The following is a 13,632-nucleotide window of genomic DNA, read 5'->3' on the forward strand; positions in this document are numbered from 1 at the left end:
CACGGGAGTCCATTGCATGAAAATCGCAATGCTTGCGCGCAATCCTAATCTGTACTCCCACAAACGGCTGGTCGAGGCGGCCGAAAGTCGCGGGCACGAGATTGATGTCATCAACACCTTGCGCGTGACGATGAACATCACGTCGCTGAAGCCGGAAATCTATTACGGCGGCAAGAAACTGACCGGGTATGACGCGGTTATTCCGCGTATCGGCGTTTCGGTGACGTTTTTTGGACTGGCGGTGTTGCGTCAGTTTGAAATGATGGGGGTTTATCCGTTAAACGAATCCGTGGCGATTGGCCGGTCACGTGACAAGCTGCGCTCCTTGCAGATCCTGTCGCGGCGTGGTGTCGGCCTGCCGGTGACGGCCTTTGCCCATGATCCGAAAAAAACCGACGAGGTTCTTTCGATTGTTGGCGGTGCGCCGGTGGTGATCAAGCTTCTGGAAGGCACCCAGGGCATTGGTGTGGTTCTTGGCGAAACCGAAAAATCCGCCAAATCCGTGATCGAGGCCTTCCGCGGGGCCAATGTCGATATCATGGTGCAGGAATTCATCAAGGAAGCGGGCAATACCGATATTCGCTGCTTTGTAATTGGCGAGAAAGTCATTGCCAGCATGGAACGCACCGGGGCGGAGGGTGATTTCCGGTCCAACATTCATCGCGGCGGTTCGGCGCGGGCCGTGCGTATTACTCCGCAGGAACGTGCAACAGCAGTTGAAGCCGCCAAGGCGATGGGGCTAAATGTCTGTGGTGTCGATATTCTTCGCTCCAACCACGGTCCGGTGGTGATGGAAGTCAATTCATCGCCCGGGCTGGAAGGCATCGAAGGGGCAACCGGCAAGGACATTGCCGGAATGATTATCGAATTCATGGAAAAGGATCACCGCCCCGGCAAGGTGCGGACTAAAGGCAAGGGATAAACTGTGAACGAGATCGGGAAGAAAGTATCCAACGCCAGATCGGCAAAGGTAGCCAGGACCCCGGACTTCGAGATTGGCGATAAAAGGGTGCCTGCGGGCACCCGCCAGATCGTTGATATTCCGATCTCGCTTTTATCCAATCACACGCCGGTCAATCTGACCGTCAATGTGGTGCATGGCAAACGGCCCGGCCCGGTTCTGTTCGTTAGTGGTGCCGTGCATGGCGATGAAATCGTCGGGGTGGAGGTCATCCGCCGGGTTCTGAAATCGCCCGCCCTTCGCGGGATGCATGGAACCTTGCTGGCGGTTCCGGTCGTCAATGCGTTCGGGTTTCTGAACCATACGCGCTATCTGCCCGACCGCCGCGACCTTAATCGGTGTTTCCCCGGTCATTCGGCGGGCTCCCTTGCCGCACAGCTTGCCCATCTTTTCCTGACTGAAATTGTCGAACGGTCCGATTTCGGCATCGATCTGCATTCCGCAGCCGTGAACCGCGTGAATCTGCCCCAGATCAGGGTCAATGAAGATGACGAGGATATCATGGCCTATGCCGAGGCCTTCGGCGCCCCGATCATCCTGACCAGTCCGCTGCGCGAAGGGTCGCTGCGCCAGGCCGGCAAGGAGGCCGAGGTGCCGATCCTGCTCTATGAAGCGGGCGAGGGGCTGCGTTTTGATGAAATGTCGATCCGGGCCGGTGTTTCGGGGGTTTTGCGTGTGATGCGCAAGCTTGGCATGACGTCGGGCCGCTCGATCCGTGATCCGAAAGTCCCCCCTTTCAAATCATCAAGCAGTTACTGGCTGCGTGCGCCGGTCGGCGGGATCTTACGGACCTTCAAGATCGCGGGCGAGTTCGTCAACGAGGGCGATGTGGTGGCCGCCGTCTCCGATCCGTTTGGCCTTCGCGATGCAGAGGTCGTGGCGAAACATGCCGGATTGATCATCGGGCGGACCAATCTGCCGATTGTCAATCAGGGCGATGCGCTTTTCCATGTGGCAGCGATCAAACGGTCATCGGAATTGCAGGAACGCATGGATGCCATCGAAACCCATCTGCAATCCGATCCGCTGCTCGACGAGGATGAAATCATCTAAGACGTCGTTTTTAAGTGCTTTTTGCGCATGATAGCTGCCATATCGAAGCTACTGGCGGATCACGCCCGGCAATGTTATAGCAAGGTTTATGGAACCAATTACAAATACAGAAGAACTGCGCGCGTTGTGCGAAAAGCTCCGGCAGTTCGAATATGTCACGGTCGATACCGAGTTCATGCGCGATTCGACCTATTGGCCGCAGCTTTGCCTCGTGCAGCTTGCAAGTCCCGAACCGTCGGATAATGGGGCGGCGGTTGATCCGCTGGCCGAGGGCATTGACCTTGCCCCGCTGTTCGACCTGATGCAGGACGAAAGCGTGGTCAAGGTGTTTCACGCCGCCCGTCAGGATATCGAGATTTTCGTCCATCTCAGCGGCAGGGTCCCGCACCCGGTATTTGATACCCAGGTGGCGGCGATGGTGCTTGGCTATGGCGATCAGGTCGGTTACGAGACGCTGGTCAACAAGGTGGTGCGCAAGAATATCGATAAATCGATGCGCTTTACCGACTGGTCGCACCGCCCGCTTTCGACCAAACAGCTCAGCTATGCGCTGTCGGATGTGACGCATCTGCGCGTGATTTACGAAGCCTTCCACGAACGCCTCGAAGCCAATGGCCGTGCCTATTGGCTGGCCGAGGAAATGGAACGCCTGACCGATCCGTCGATCTATACGATTGACCCGAAAGAAGCCTGGCTTCGGCTTAAAACCCGCTCCAACAGCCCGAAATTCCTGGCGGTGGCGCGCGCGCTTGGCGAATGGCGCGAGACCGAGGCACAACGCAAGAACCTGCCGCGTAACCGTGTTCTGCGCGATGATACGCTGCTTGATATCGCCGCCCGGCAGCCATTGACCGACAAGGATCTCGACAAGACCCGTGGTGTTGGCCGCAATTTCGGCAGCAGCAAACCCGGTCAGGCGATCATCGAAGCCATCCAGGCCGCGCTTGACAGCCCGCAGGAAGATTGGCCACAACCAAAATTCCGCCCCGACCTTCCATCGGGCATTGGCCCGACGGTGGAGCTGCTCAAGGTGCTGCTCAAACTCTGTTCCGAGGAAAAGGGCGTCGCCCAGCGTCTTGTGGCATCCAGCGACGATTTGCAGAATATCGCGGCTGATGACAATGCCGACGTCCCGGCGATGCATGGCTGGCGGCGCGAATTGTTCGGGCAATATGCCCTGCAACTCAAACATGGACAGATCGGGCTCAAGCTCAAGAACGGCGAAGTGGTGTTTGTCGAACTTGACGCCAAGGACTAAATCCTTTCACCCAATCGAAGACATGAAAAAACGGGCCAAAGTCGGCCCGTTTTTCGTTTTTGCAACAGGAAAGGAACCCCGGTTTTAGAACCCCGGTTTTAGAACATGGTGTTGTCATGCGCCTGTTCGGCCGGGACCGGCTGGGCGACGTCCCAGTGTTCGATGATCTTGCCAGCATCATCAAGTCGGAAGATATCCATTACCGCACTTTCGCCTTCTGCCGAAAGGGACCTGACATGGGTAACCACCAGATTACCCTCGGCGACAGTGCGGACGATTTCGGCATGGATCGACGCATCAGAATTCAGCCAACTGGTAATGCCATCGCGGAAGCCGTCAATGCCATCGGCAACAAACGGGTTATGCTGGATATATTCATCGCCGATATATTTCGTGATCGCACCGTCAACATCGCGCTGATTGAAAACCATGTTATAAAACGCGACGACATTGGCGGTGTTGCGGTCTTCGACCTCGCCCGCATGGGCGGGCAAGGCGAAGCCGATGGCGACCAAGGTGACGACCAGGCTGGCAGCAAGGATTGTTTTGGTGCGGCTCATTTCAGTGCCTCTTTCAGAAAGTCCGCGGTGCTTTGCGGTGCGCGGCCAACAACCTTGGCGAAATCATCGCTGGTTTGTTCATAATCGCCATTGCGAGTGCCGACATACATGCCGGTCAGGGCGTCGACCAGATGATCGGGCAGGCCAAAGCTTGCCAGAATACCGGTATGGACTTCGGGCGGCAGATCGACATAACGGATCTCCTTGCCGGTTGCGTTGGCAATGATGGCGGCGATATCGGCAAAGCCGATCGGCGTGCCGGAAAGCTCGTAGGTCTGATTGACATGGTCGGCCGGATTGGCAAGCACGGTGGCGGCGGCTTCGGCAAGGTCGTTGCGCGGAATGTAGCTGACCTTGCCATTGCCGGCCGGGGCACCGAAATCACCGGTTTCAAGCGCATGCGGCACGCCCGCCATCAGAAGGTCGGTATAGAAGCTGTTGCGAAGCAGGGTGAAGGACAGGCCGCTTGCCTTGATGTAGCTTTCGGTGTCGGCATGGATCGCGGCATAGGTAAACGGGCTTTCAGGGCGCGCATCGATAAAGCTGGTATAGACCAGATGGCTGACACCGGCGGCCTTGGCGGCATCAACGGCGGTACGGTGCTGTTTGATGCGGGTTTCAACATCGGTTTCGCCCGAAATGATCAGCGCGATATCAATGCCTTTGAACGCATTGGTCATCAGGGCAAGATCATCAAAATCGCCATGGCGGACATCAATGCCCTTGGCGGCAATGTCCTCTGCCTTGGCAACATCACGTACACTTACGGCGATCTGATCAGCAGAAACACGGCTCAGCAGATGTTTGACGACAAGACTTCCGAGCTGGCCGGTTGCGCCGGTAACAAGGATTTTCATGGTTTCATTCTCCGGTAATCGGGGGTGGGCATTGGCCCGTCAATGGAATGAAACTGCACCTGATTTCCCATATGATCAATTCGATCAAGGTGATAGTATTCATGTATGAATATCGATGAATTGGACCTTGATTATCGTTTGCTGCGGCTTTTCCTGACCATCTATGACGAGGGATCAGTAACAGCCGCCGCCAACCGCCTTGGCGTCGGGCAACCCACCGTCAGCCACGGGCTCGACCGGTTGCGCCAGATTGTCGGCGATCCGCTTTTTGTCCGGTCGGGCCGGGGGATCACGCCAACCGCCCATGCCGATGAAATGGCCGGGCGGGTGCGCATCCTGTTGCAGGATTTGCGCAACCTTGCCCGCGTTGATGCCTTCGATCCGAATGATCCGGCCCAATCAGCCCGCTTTGTAATCGGCACCAACGATTACGAGGTGGCGGTGATCATGCCCGAACTGTTTCGCATCATCCGCGGCTATGCCGCCGATATCCGGCTTCGGATTCTGCCGATCCATGGCGATGTAAACGTGATCGACCGGTTGCGAAGCGGTCAGCTTGATCTGGCGATTGGCCTGCATATGACTGAAAATGTTGGCGATATCGCGCAACAGACCCTGTTTCGCGAACATATGGCGTGCTTTTACGATGCCGATTGCCATGATGTGCCACCCGATACGCTCGATCAATATTGCGCCGTGCCCCATGCGCGCGTGATCATCGGCAATAACGAGCATTCGGCGGTGGACGAGATGCTCGATGCCTGCGGACGCAAACGCCGCACGGTTTTGCAGGCATCGACCTTTGCCAGCATCGCCAGCCTGATCCGCGGGACGGATGTGATCGCATCGCTGCCCTCGCGGCTTGAACGCGATGTCATGGCGGGCTTTGCCAAATGCACCTTCCCGCTTGATTTCCCTGAATACAGCTTCGCCCAGTCCTGGCATGTGCGCAACGCCGCCAGCGCCCCGCATAAATGGCTGCGCGGCGAGATTTTCAGGGTGACGCGAAAGCTGGTTTAACCGACCGCGGCTCCCGTAATCCTGATCCCGCCAACCCAACGTTCGCCGGTGTAAAGTTCCATGAAATTCCGGGAGCCGGAAAGGATTTCGTGGCCGGTTTCAGTCAGTGACAATATCTGTTCGGGCCAGGGCGTGTGCGGTTGATTGTCGGCGAAGTCAAAAAGCGGTGAGCTGGTTTGCTTCATATCGGCCAGAATTTCCCGGAACATCAGATCGCCCAGAAACGGTAGCGGTTCGTAAGACAGCATAAGATGACCAAAAACCTTGCCGGCCGGAAGCGGACCGAAATCGGCAAGGATTTGCAGGGTCAGTTCCTGCGTCAGGCCAAGACCGTTTCCGGGATCGGGCAATTCGCGCAGATGGCGGTCAAGGGCTGCGATCATGCAGGGGATCGGCGATTGGCCGTTATCGATTATGGCGCGTAGCGCATCGGGCTTTGAGGCACGGATCGCGGGCCAGACCGTTTGACCGCATTCCAGCATGGCATCCGAAACCGGTGCACGGGCATTTTCCCAGCACCAGATCAGCAATTCGGGCGAAAGCTGACCTAGGCCGATGAAACGCTCGACCCCGGGCACCCGATCAACACAGATCAGATCAAGCCGGGTTTGCGGGCGAAGGTTCGCGATGAAATCAAGCAGGAAGACGAGGATCAGCTGATCGTAGCTGTCATGTTCAAACCACAGCACGACATGATCATAATCGCCCAGTGTCGCAAGACCGGCATATTCGCGTTGCAGGCGCGAAAACGCATCGGGAAAATCAATGCGATAGGATGATGCGATAAAACGCGCCCGGGTTTCGATGAAGTCGGGCAGGGGCAAATCCGGCACCGGCCCCTGACAGAAGGGATCGGAAAATTCCATGAAAGCACCGGCAAACCCGGCCAGTTTCAGGCAATGCGAAATATCCGAGCCACAGCGCAGATGTAGGGTTTGCGCCGTATCGAGCTTCGGCAGATGCCCCGATGCGATCTGGCGCTGATGTTCGGTAATCCGGTCGATATGGGATTTCAGCTTCGGCCAGCTGGCAAAACCGTTTTCGCGCGCGATGACAAGCTGGCTATCGGCCAGTTGCAGATCATCAATGCTTTTGCCGGGCAGGTGGGTACTGATGCGGGTTTGGGCATCGCCCTGTTGGGCGCGGGCGGATTTCAGCAGTTCCTTGGCGCGTTTGCGCTGCTGCTCAAGGTTCAGACGACCGTCAAAGATTCCGGATTTCGATGTGCGCGAAGCAGACATACGATTCCCCTGTGCTTAAGCCTGTGTCCGCCAGACAGGCAAGGAAACCGTGTGGTTCATATGTCGATTAGACCGGGCGCAGCCCTTTCCGCGGACGGGGTGCTTTGGGAAGCAAGGGCACCATAGCATTGCGGGCTTTCCGGTTCAAAATAAATGAACCGGAAAGCACTGAATAAACAGAAGGAAACGGGATCAGGGCTGGGGAAGCTGATCGACAATCACGACCCTGCTGTCGCAATCCATCAGTTTGGCAAGCTTCGATAAACGCTGTTCAACGACTTCACCGTTGAGTGCCGCGAAGTCCCTGTGCATCTGAAGTGTAAGCGTCTTGTCTTCATGAACAAGCGCCGTACCGGGAAGGATGCCTTCAACCCCTCCCGAAAGGGTATGGCCAAGGCGGATGGCGTGACCGTAAAGGCGGCCAATCGCACGCGTGTCTTCGTCAAGCAGACGGTCGCTTGACTCGTCACCCTTGAAATTGCCGGTATAGCGTGACCCGATGGTATAAGCGAGGAACACCCGGTCATGATGGTTCAGATCAAGATAGGGGTGATGCAGAATGCGGTTATAGCTCTGGATCGCGCGGTAATCGGGGTGTTCGCTCCATCCAACGTCGCCGATGATGCAGGCGGCAAGGCGCAGACGGCCAAGATTGCCAGGCTGATCGCGGAAAATCGGTGCCGACCAGCGATACAGTTCTTCACCATGCTGATGGAACCTTTCGCCATCTTCGGCAAAGCTGAGACAGGCATCAAGCAACGGATCGCGTTCGCGCAATTCATCGGGCAGGGCTTCGTACATCCAGCCTTCGCGAAGCCCGTGACTGGAAAACACGACCTCCTTGGCCTGCATGCGTTCAAGCAGCAGGTTCATGACAAGCCCCGCATGGGGCAGGCTGTCGATACGGCGCTTGGAAACACCGCCCACCTTGTCAAGCGACACGCGGCTCTGCTGTGATATGATATGCGTCAGTTCGCCGATCTCGGATCGCGGCATGGTCAGGTTATGCACCACCGAAATCGGATAGTTTTCCTGGGCGATATAAAGCTTGGCAATCGAACGCCATGAACCGCCAACCGCAATCAATGGCTTGGCCGCCCCTTCATGCAGCCAGTCGATGCTTTCAAGGTGGGTTTTGACTTCGGCTTCCAGACGGGCACGGTCCGAACCAAATACCGCATGCAGGCGCATGGCACCCAACGGAACGCTGACGCGTTTTTTGATGTCGCCTTCATCAAGCAATACCAGTTCCAGCGACCCGCCACCGATATCACCAACAATGCCGGTTGCGCGCCGATCCCCCGAAATCACGCCAAGGGCGGAAAGGCGGGCTTCTTCAAGGCCGTCAATGACCTTGACGGTCAGGCCGGTCTCGGCAAGGACCCGATCACAAAAAGCCTGTCCGTCGCTGGCAGCACGGACAGCCGCGGTCGCAAGGATGTCGACCCGTGTGACCTTCATCGCGCGGAGCAACCGGGCAAAACGCCGCAGGGCGGCGGTTGCCATTTCAACGCCTTCGGGGTTGAGACGGCCGGTGTTTTCGGGGTCGCGCCCCAGACCGCACATCACCTTTTCGTTAAAAATCGGGGCTGGTGCGCGTGTCATGCCATCAAACACAACAAGACGCACCGAGTTCGAGCCAACATCAATGATGGCGATACGGTTGGAAACCCTTTGGTCAGTCAGCATGCGGTTGGTTGAACCTGCCTGTTTTCTTAGTCATCAAGCTGCAGCACGGGGACATTTGGATCTTCCTCGCTAAGCGCGCTGCCACGGCCCGAAAGTGACGGGTTGGTCATGAAATACTGGTGAGAGGAGAAAGCATTTTCATCGGCTTCGCACCGCTCGTAAGTCCCGTCGGGCTGCAGGTACCAAGCCTGCGCCGTATCTTTCAGATTTGCAATCATGATCTGTTCGACAATCTGGCGCTGGCAGGTGGGGTTTTCCACCGGGACCAGTGTTTCGACACGACGGTTAAGGTTGCGCGGCATCCAATCGGCAGATGAAATAAACGCCTTGGCCTTGCGCGACGGCAGTTTTGCGCCGTTTGCAAAGACGACAATGCGCGAATGCTCAAGGAAACGACCGACGATGGATTTGACCCGAATATTTTCCGATAACCCCGGCACACCCGGCCGCAAACAGCAGATGCCGCGCACGACCAGTTCGATATGAACCCCGCACTGGCTGGCGCGATAAAGCGCGTCAATCACCACCGGATCAACAAGGCTGTTCATCTTGGCCCAGATGCCCGCCGGTTTGCCTGCCTGACAATTTTCGATCTCCTGATCGATATGGGCAAGCAGGGTCGGGCGAAGCGTATGCGGCGCGATGGCAATCTTTTCAAGCGACCGCGGGGTCGCATAACCGGTCATGAAATTAAAGATGCTGGCCGCGTCACGACCCAATGCCGGATCGCACGAGAAGAACGAAATATCGGTATAGAATTTCGCGGTGATCGGGTGATAGTTGCCGGTCCCGAAATGGACATAGGTCCGAAGCCCGTGGCTTTCGCGCCTGACCACCAGTGACACCTTGGCATGCGTTTTCCAGTCAAGGAAGCCATAGACCACCTGACAACCGGCACGTTCAAGATCGGCCGCCCAGCGCAGGTTGGCTTCCTCGTCAAAGCGGGCCTTGAGCTCCACCATCGCCGTTACCGATTTGCCCGCTTCGGCAGCCGCAATCAGGGCCTTGACGATCGGGCTGTTTTCCGATGTGCGATAAAGGGTCTGCTTGATGGTGACGACTTCGGGGTCACGCGCAGCCTGCAACAGGAACTGCACGACGACGTCGAAATCCTCGAACGGGTGGTGAACCACCAGATCCTTTTTGCTGATCGCGGCAAAGCAATCGCCGCCAAAGTCGCGCACCCGTTCGGGATAACGCGCGCCATAGGGCGGGAACAGAAGATCATGATGCAGATCGGAATCGATCAGCTGTTTGACATCGACAAGCCCGACAAGCCCGTCGACCTTGACGACTTCTTCGGGGGCGACAGAAAGTTCGTCGACCACGAAATCCAGAAGGTCTTCTGGCATCTCGGCATTGACTTTAAGCCGGATGATGCTGCCGCGGCGCCGACGCTTCAGGGCGGTCTTGAAAACGCGCACCAGATCTTCGGCTTCTTCTTCGATTTCAACGTCCGAGTCACGGATAACGCGGAACAGGCCGTGTTCGATCATGTCGAAACCGGGGAACAGCTTGTTAAGGTAAAGGACAATCGCCTGTTCCAGCGGCAGATACCGTTCGGTCCGGCCCGGCATGCGCAGGAAACGGCCGATTTTCGGCGGCACCGGGATCAGCCCGCGCATGTTGTGACCATCCGCCGGATCAAACAGCTGCATGACAATCGCAAAGCCAAGGTTCGGAATGAACGGGAAGGGATGGGACGGATCAATGGCAAGCGGCGTTAAGGTCGGGAAGATTTCGCGCATGAAATAGCCATCAAGCCATTTGCGGTCGGTCTGGGTCAAATCATCCGGTCTGATCACCGAAATCCCGTGCTTGTCCATCTCGCTGCTAAGCTGCTGCCAGATGCGCTGCTGATCCTGCATCAACTGGCTGGCATCATAGGTAATGGCGCGCAGCTGCTCGGACGGGCTCATGCCATCCTGGCTGACCTTGGTCATGCCCGCACGCAGCTGCCCGACCAGACCGGCCACGCGCACCATATAAAATTCGTCAAGGTTGCTGGCGGAAATCGACAGGAACCGCAAGCGTTCCAGCAACGGGTGACGTTTGTTTTGTGCCTCTTCAAGGACGCGGCCGTTAAAGGCCAGCCAGGAAAGTTCGCGGTTTATAAAGCGCTTGTCCGAATCAAGTGTGATGGCGCTTGATTGAATAACGGCGGCGTGGGTCACGCTGTGCCTCCTGCGAAAGTGGGTTTGTGTCCTTGAAATAAAGCGACAGGTCCCGGTTGCGATTGGAGTATAGGATAACTGCTTGTCGGGGTGCAATTTTCTTAAATTTTTAAGTCAGTTTTCTTGGTGGCTTCACAGCGCCCGATGTGGCATGCAAAAGTCTGCTTTCCTTAAGATCACCGGATACCCGATTTTATGAAGACATTGCTTCTGCTCAGGCATGCAAAATCAAGCTGGACTGATCCGTCCCGATCCGATCACGACCGGGAACTGAACCGGCGCGGCGAAAAGGCGGCCCCGGTGATGGGGCGCTATTTGCATGAACAGGGGCTGGTGCCCGATCTGATCTGGTGTTCAACCGCCGAACGTGCGGTCCAGACATTAACCCTGCTGGGGCGCGATTTTGCCAGTGCATCCGACGTGATCTACAACGAAGACCTTTATATGGCGACCGAGGCCGTGCTGCTTGAAAGCCTTGGGCACACCCATGACGAGGCCCGCTGTGTAATGATGATCGGCCATAATCCGGGACTTGCCGATTTCGCCGCCCGGCTGTTTGGCGAGGGCGATGGCGAGGCATTGCTGGAAATGAACCGTAAATATCCGACCTGCGGTCTTTGCCAGTATGAATTTGATGTTGATCATTGGGCGGACGTTCGGTTTGAGGCCGGGCGCCTGATTCGCTTTGTAAAGGTCAAGGATTTGCAGGGGATCGGTGCGCCGCCGACCTGAAATTCCGGCCCGCAATGCAGACCATTGCGACGGGCACTTGACGGCGGGGCTTTGGCAGCGTTTTATACCGCAGAATTTCAAGCGCCGCGTCGCGCAAACAGACAGATCACCCGATTTAAGCCCCCCGAATTGACCGGGGTGGCTGGATTGCGGTGCTTTTTTGTTTGACAGCGCGGTGCAGCCATGCACCTTTGCGCCAAATTTGTGGCCCAAAATACGAAGCATACAAAGCAACCTGGAAAGACCATGCATCCTTATCGTTCACACAATTGTAATGCGTTGCGCGCCTCTGACGCCGATGCGGAAGTGCGCCTGTCCGGCTGGATCCACCGCAAGCGCGACCACGGCAACCTTCTGTTTGTCGATTTGCGCGACCATTACGGCATCACCCAGATCGTGATCGATATTTCAAGCCCGCTTTTCGCGGTTCTTGAAAAGTCGCGCGCCGAAAGTGTGATCACGGTGGACGGCAAGGTCGTCAAACGTACCGCCGAAACCGTCAACCCGAACCTGCCGACCGGCGAGATCGAGGTTTATGCATCGAATATCGAAGTCCAGTCGTCGGCCGACGTGCTGCCGATGCCGGTCTTTGGCGATGCCGAATATGGCGAGGAAATCCGCCTGCGTCACCGTTACCTTGATCTGCGTCGCGAAAGTGTTCATTCGAACATCGTTCTGCGCTCGCGCGTGATCTCGGCGATGCGTCAGAAAATGACCGCACAGGGATTTTTGGAAATCCAGACCCCGATCCTGACGGCAAGCTCGCCCGAAGGCGCGCGTGACTTCCTCGTACCGTCGCGCATGCATCCGGGCAAATTTTATGCCCTGCCCCAAGCCCCCCAGCAGTTCAAACAGCTTCTGATGGTTTCGGGCTTTGACCGTTATTTCCAGATCGCACCGTGCTTCCGCGATGAAGACGCCCGTGCCGACCGCTCCCCGGGCGAGTTCTATCAGCTCGACTTCGAGATGGCCTTTGCCACCCAGGACGATGTGTTTGACGCGATTGAGCCGGTTCTCCATGACATCTTCGTCGAATTCGGCGGTGGTCGTGACGTAACGCCGCTTCCGTTCCCGCGCATTCCGTTTGATGAATCGATGGCGAAATACGGCTCGGACAAGCCCGACCTTCGCAACCCGATCATCCTGTCTGACGTGACCGAAGCCTTCCGTGGTTCGAATTTCGGCATCTTTGCCTCGAACATCGAAAAGGGTTCGGTGGTTCGCGCCATTCCGGCACCGGGGGCCGCTGGCCGCCCGCGCAGCTTCTTTGACAAGCTCAATGCCTGGGCCCGCGAAGAAGGGGCCGCCGGTCTTGGTTACATCGTTTACGATGAAAACGGCGAAGCCAAAGGCCCGATTGCCAAGAACCTCGATGCCGAACGCATCGCAAAGATCAAGGAAGTTACCGGCGTTGCCAATGGCGATGCGGTCTTCTTTGCCTGTGACAAGGAACTGGCAGCAGCCAAATTTGCCGGCAAGTCGCGCGACAAGGTTTGCGATGAACTGGGCCTTCGCGAAGACGGCATGTTCAAATTCTGCTGGATCGTTGATTTCCCGATGTATGAGGAAGACGACGACGGCAAGATCGAATTCAGCCACAACCCGTTCTCGATGCCGCAAGGCGGTCTTGAAGCCCTTGAAACCATGAACCCGCTTGATATCAAGGCGTGGCAGTATGACATCGTCTGTAACGGTATCGAACTGTCGTCCGGTGCCATTCGTAACCACCGCCCGGACATCATGTACAAGGCGTTCGAGATTGCCGGTTATGGCAAGGACGTCGTTGATGACCGCTTTGGCGGCATGATCAACGCCTTCAAATTCGGCGCCCCGCCGCACGGTGGTTCGGCCCCGGGTGTTGACCGTATTGTGATGCTTCTGGCTGACGAGCCGAACATTCGCGAAGTCATTGCCTTCCCGCTGAACCAGCAGGCGCAGGATCTGATGATGAATGCCCCAGCCGAGGTCGATGACCGCCAGCTTAAAGAACTGCATCTGCGGGTGCAGCTTCCGCCGAAAATCAAAAAAGACTGATTTCAGACTGCTGACAAAGTCCTCGCCAATTGCGGGGACTTTTGATTCAATGG

The 13,632-nt window shown here is 56.8% G+C and carries 11 protein-coding genes; 6 read left to right on the forward strand and 5 right to left on the reverse strand.

Annotated elements, in window-relative coordinates; translation table 11 throughout:
- Nucleotides 1-16: 16 nt before the first annotated feature.
- The 3 genes from rimK to rnd all read left to right on the forward strand — a co-directional run bounded on the left by rimK (nucleotide 17) and on the right by rnd (nucleotide 3,272).
- Nucleotides 17-922: a 30S ribosomal protein S6--L-glutamate ligase gene (gene rimK / locus ABIE64_RS02585; protein ID WP_007090852.1), complete on the forward strand. Its 906-nt coding sequence runs from the start codon at nucleotides 17-19 to the stop codon at nucleotides 920-922.
- A 3-nt stretch (nucleotides 923-925) separates the two neighbouring features.
- Nucleotides 926-2,014 (forward strand): succinylglutamate desuccinylase/aspartoacylase family protein, encoded by a 1,089-nt coding sequence (locus tag ABIE64_RS02590; RefSeq protein ID WP_007090853.1) that lies wholly within the window; start codon nucleotides 926-928, stop codon nucleotides 2,012-2,014.
- Nucleotides 2,015-2,102: 88 nt separating this feature from the next.
- Nucleotides 2,103-3,272: a ribonuclease D gene (rnd, locus tag ABIE64_RS02595; RefSeq protein ID WP_354376550.1), complete on the forward strand. Its 1,170-nt coding sequence runs from the start codon at nucleotides 2,103-2,105 to the stop codon at nucleotides 3,270-3,272.
- Nucleotides 3,273-3,370: 98 nt separating this feature from the next.
- On the opposite strand, the gene ABIE64_RS02600 is transcribed toward rnd, so the two are convergent.
- Together ABIE64_RS02600 and ABIE64_RS02605 are read right to left on the reverse strand one after the other, a co-directional pair.
- Nucleotides 3,371-3,832 carry a nuclear transport factor 2 family protein gene (locus ABIE64_RS02600; RefSeq protein ID WP_354376551.1) on the reverse strand — a complete coding sequence of 154 codons (462 nt, stop codon included), beginning with the start codon at nucleotides 3,830-3,832 and terminating at the stop codon, nucleotides 3,371-3,373.
- Complete coding sequence (locus ABIE64_RS02605) at nucleotides 3,829-4,689, reverse strand: SDR family oxidoreductase (RefSeq protein ID WP_354376552.1); 861 nt, start codon at nucleotides 4,687-4,689, stop codon at nucleotides 3,829-3,831. The genes ABIE64_RS02600 and ABIE64_RS02605 overlap by 4 nt, the downstream gene beginning before the upstream one ends.
- Nucleotides 4,690-4,794: 105 nt before the next feature.
- On the opposite strand from ABIE64_RS02605, the gene ABIE64_RS02610 reads away from it, so the two are divergent.
- Entirely contained in the window at nucleotides 4,795-5,709 is a 915-nt protein-coding gene (locus ABIE64_RS02610; RefSeq protein WP_354376553.1) for a LysR family transcriptional regulator, read from the forward strand.
- On the opposite strand, the gene ABIE64_RS02615 is transcribed toward ABIE64_RS02610, so the two are convergent.
- The 3 genes from ABIE64_RS02615 to ABIE64_RS02625 all read right to left on the reverse strand — a co-directional run bounded on the left by ABIE64_RS02615 (nucleotide 5,706) and on the right by ABIE64_RS02625 (nucleotide 10,813).
- Nucleotides 5,706-6,950: a DUF1835 domain-containing protein gene (locus tag ABIE64_RS02615; RefSeq protein ID WP_354376554.1), complete on the reverse strand. Its 1,245-nt coding sequence runs from the start codon at nucleotides 6,948-6,950 to the stop codon at nucleotides 5,706-5,708. The two genes, ABIE64_RS02610 and ABIE64_RS02615, sit on opposite strands and share 4 nt — an antisense overlap.
- A gap of 192 nt (nucleotides 6,951-7,142) precedes the next feature.
- The gene (locus ABIE64_RS02620; RefSeq protein ID WP_354376555.1) at nucleotides 7,143-8,639 is read right to left on the reverse strand and encodes a Ppx/GppA phosphatase family protein; all 1,497 of its coding nucleotides are present in this window, start codon (nucleotides 8,637-8,639) and stop codon (nucleotides 7,143-7,145) included.
- A 26-nt stretch (nucleotides 8,640-8,665) separates the two neighbouring features.
- Entirely contained in the window at nucleotides 8,666-10,813 is a 2,148-nt protein-coding gene (locus ABIE64_RS02625) for an RNA degradosome polyphosphate kinase (protein WP_007090860.1), read from the reverse strand.
- 195 nt (nucleotides 10,814-11,008) lie between these two features.
- Here ABIE64_RS02625 and ABIE64_RS02630 point away from each other — a divergent pair, with 195 nt between their 5' ends.
- Together ABIE64_RS02630 and aspS are read left to right on the forward strand one after the other, a co-directional pair.
- Nucleotides 11,009-11,545 (forward strand): SixA phosphatase family protein, encoded by a 537-nt coding sequence (locus ABIE64_RS02630; protein ID WP_354376556.1) that lies wholly within the window; start codon nucleotides 11,009-11,011, stop codon nucleotides 11,543-11,545.
- Nucleotides 11,546-11,791: 246 nt separating this feature from the next.
- The gene (gene aspS / locus ABIE64_RS02635) at nucleotides 11,792-13,579 is read left to right on the forward strand and encodes an aspartate--tRNA ligase (protein WP_354376557.1); all 1,788 of its coding nucleotides are present in this window, start codon (nucleotides 11,792-11,794) and stop codon (nucleotides 13,577-13,579) included.
- Nucleotides 13,580-13,632 lie beyond the last annotated feature (53 nt).

This window comes from Thalassospira sp. MBR-102 (genome assembly GCF_040549275.1).
Taxonomy (GTDB): domain Bacteria; phylum Pseudomonadota; class Alphaproteobacteria; order Rhodospirillales; family Thalassospiraceae; genus Thalassospira; species Thalassospira xiamenensis.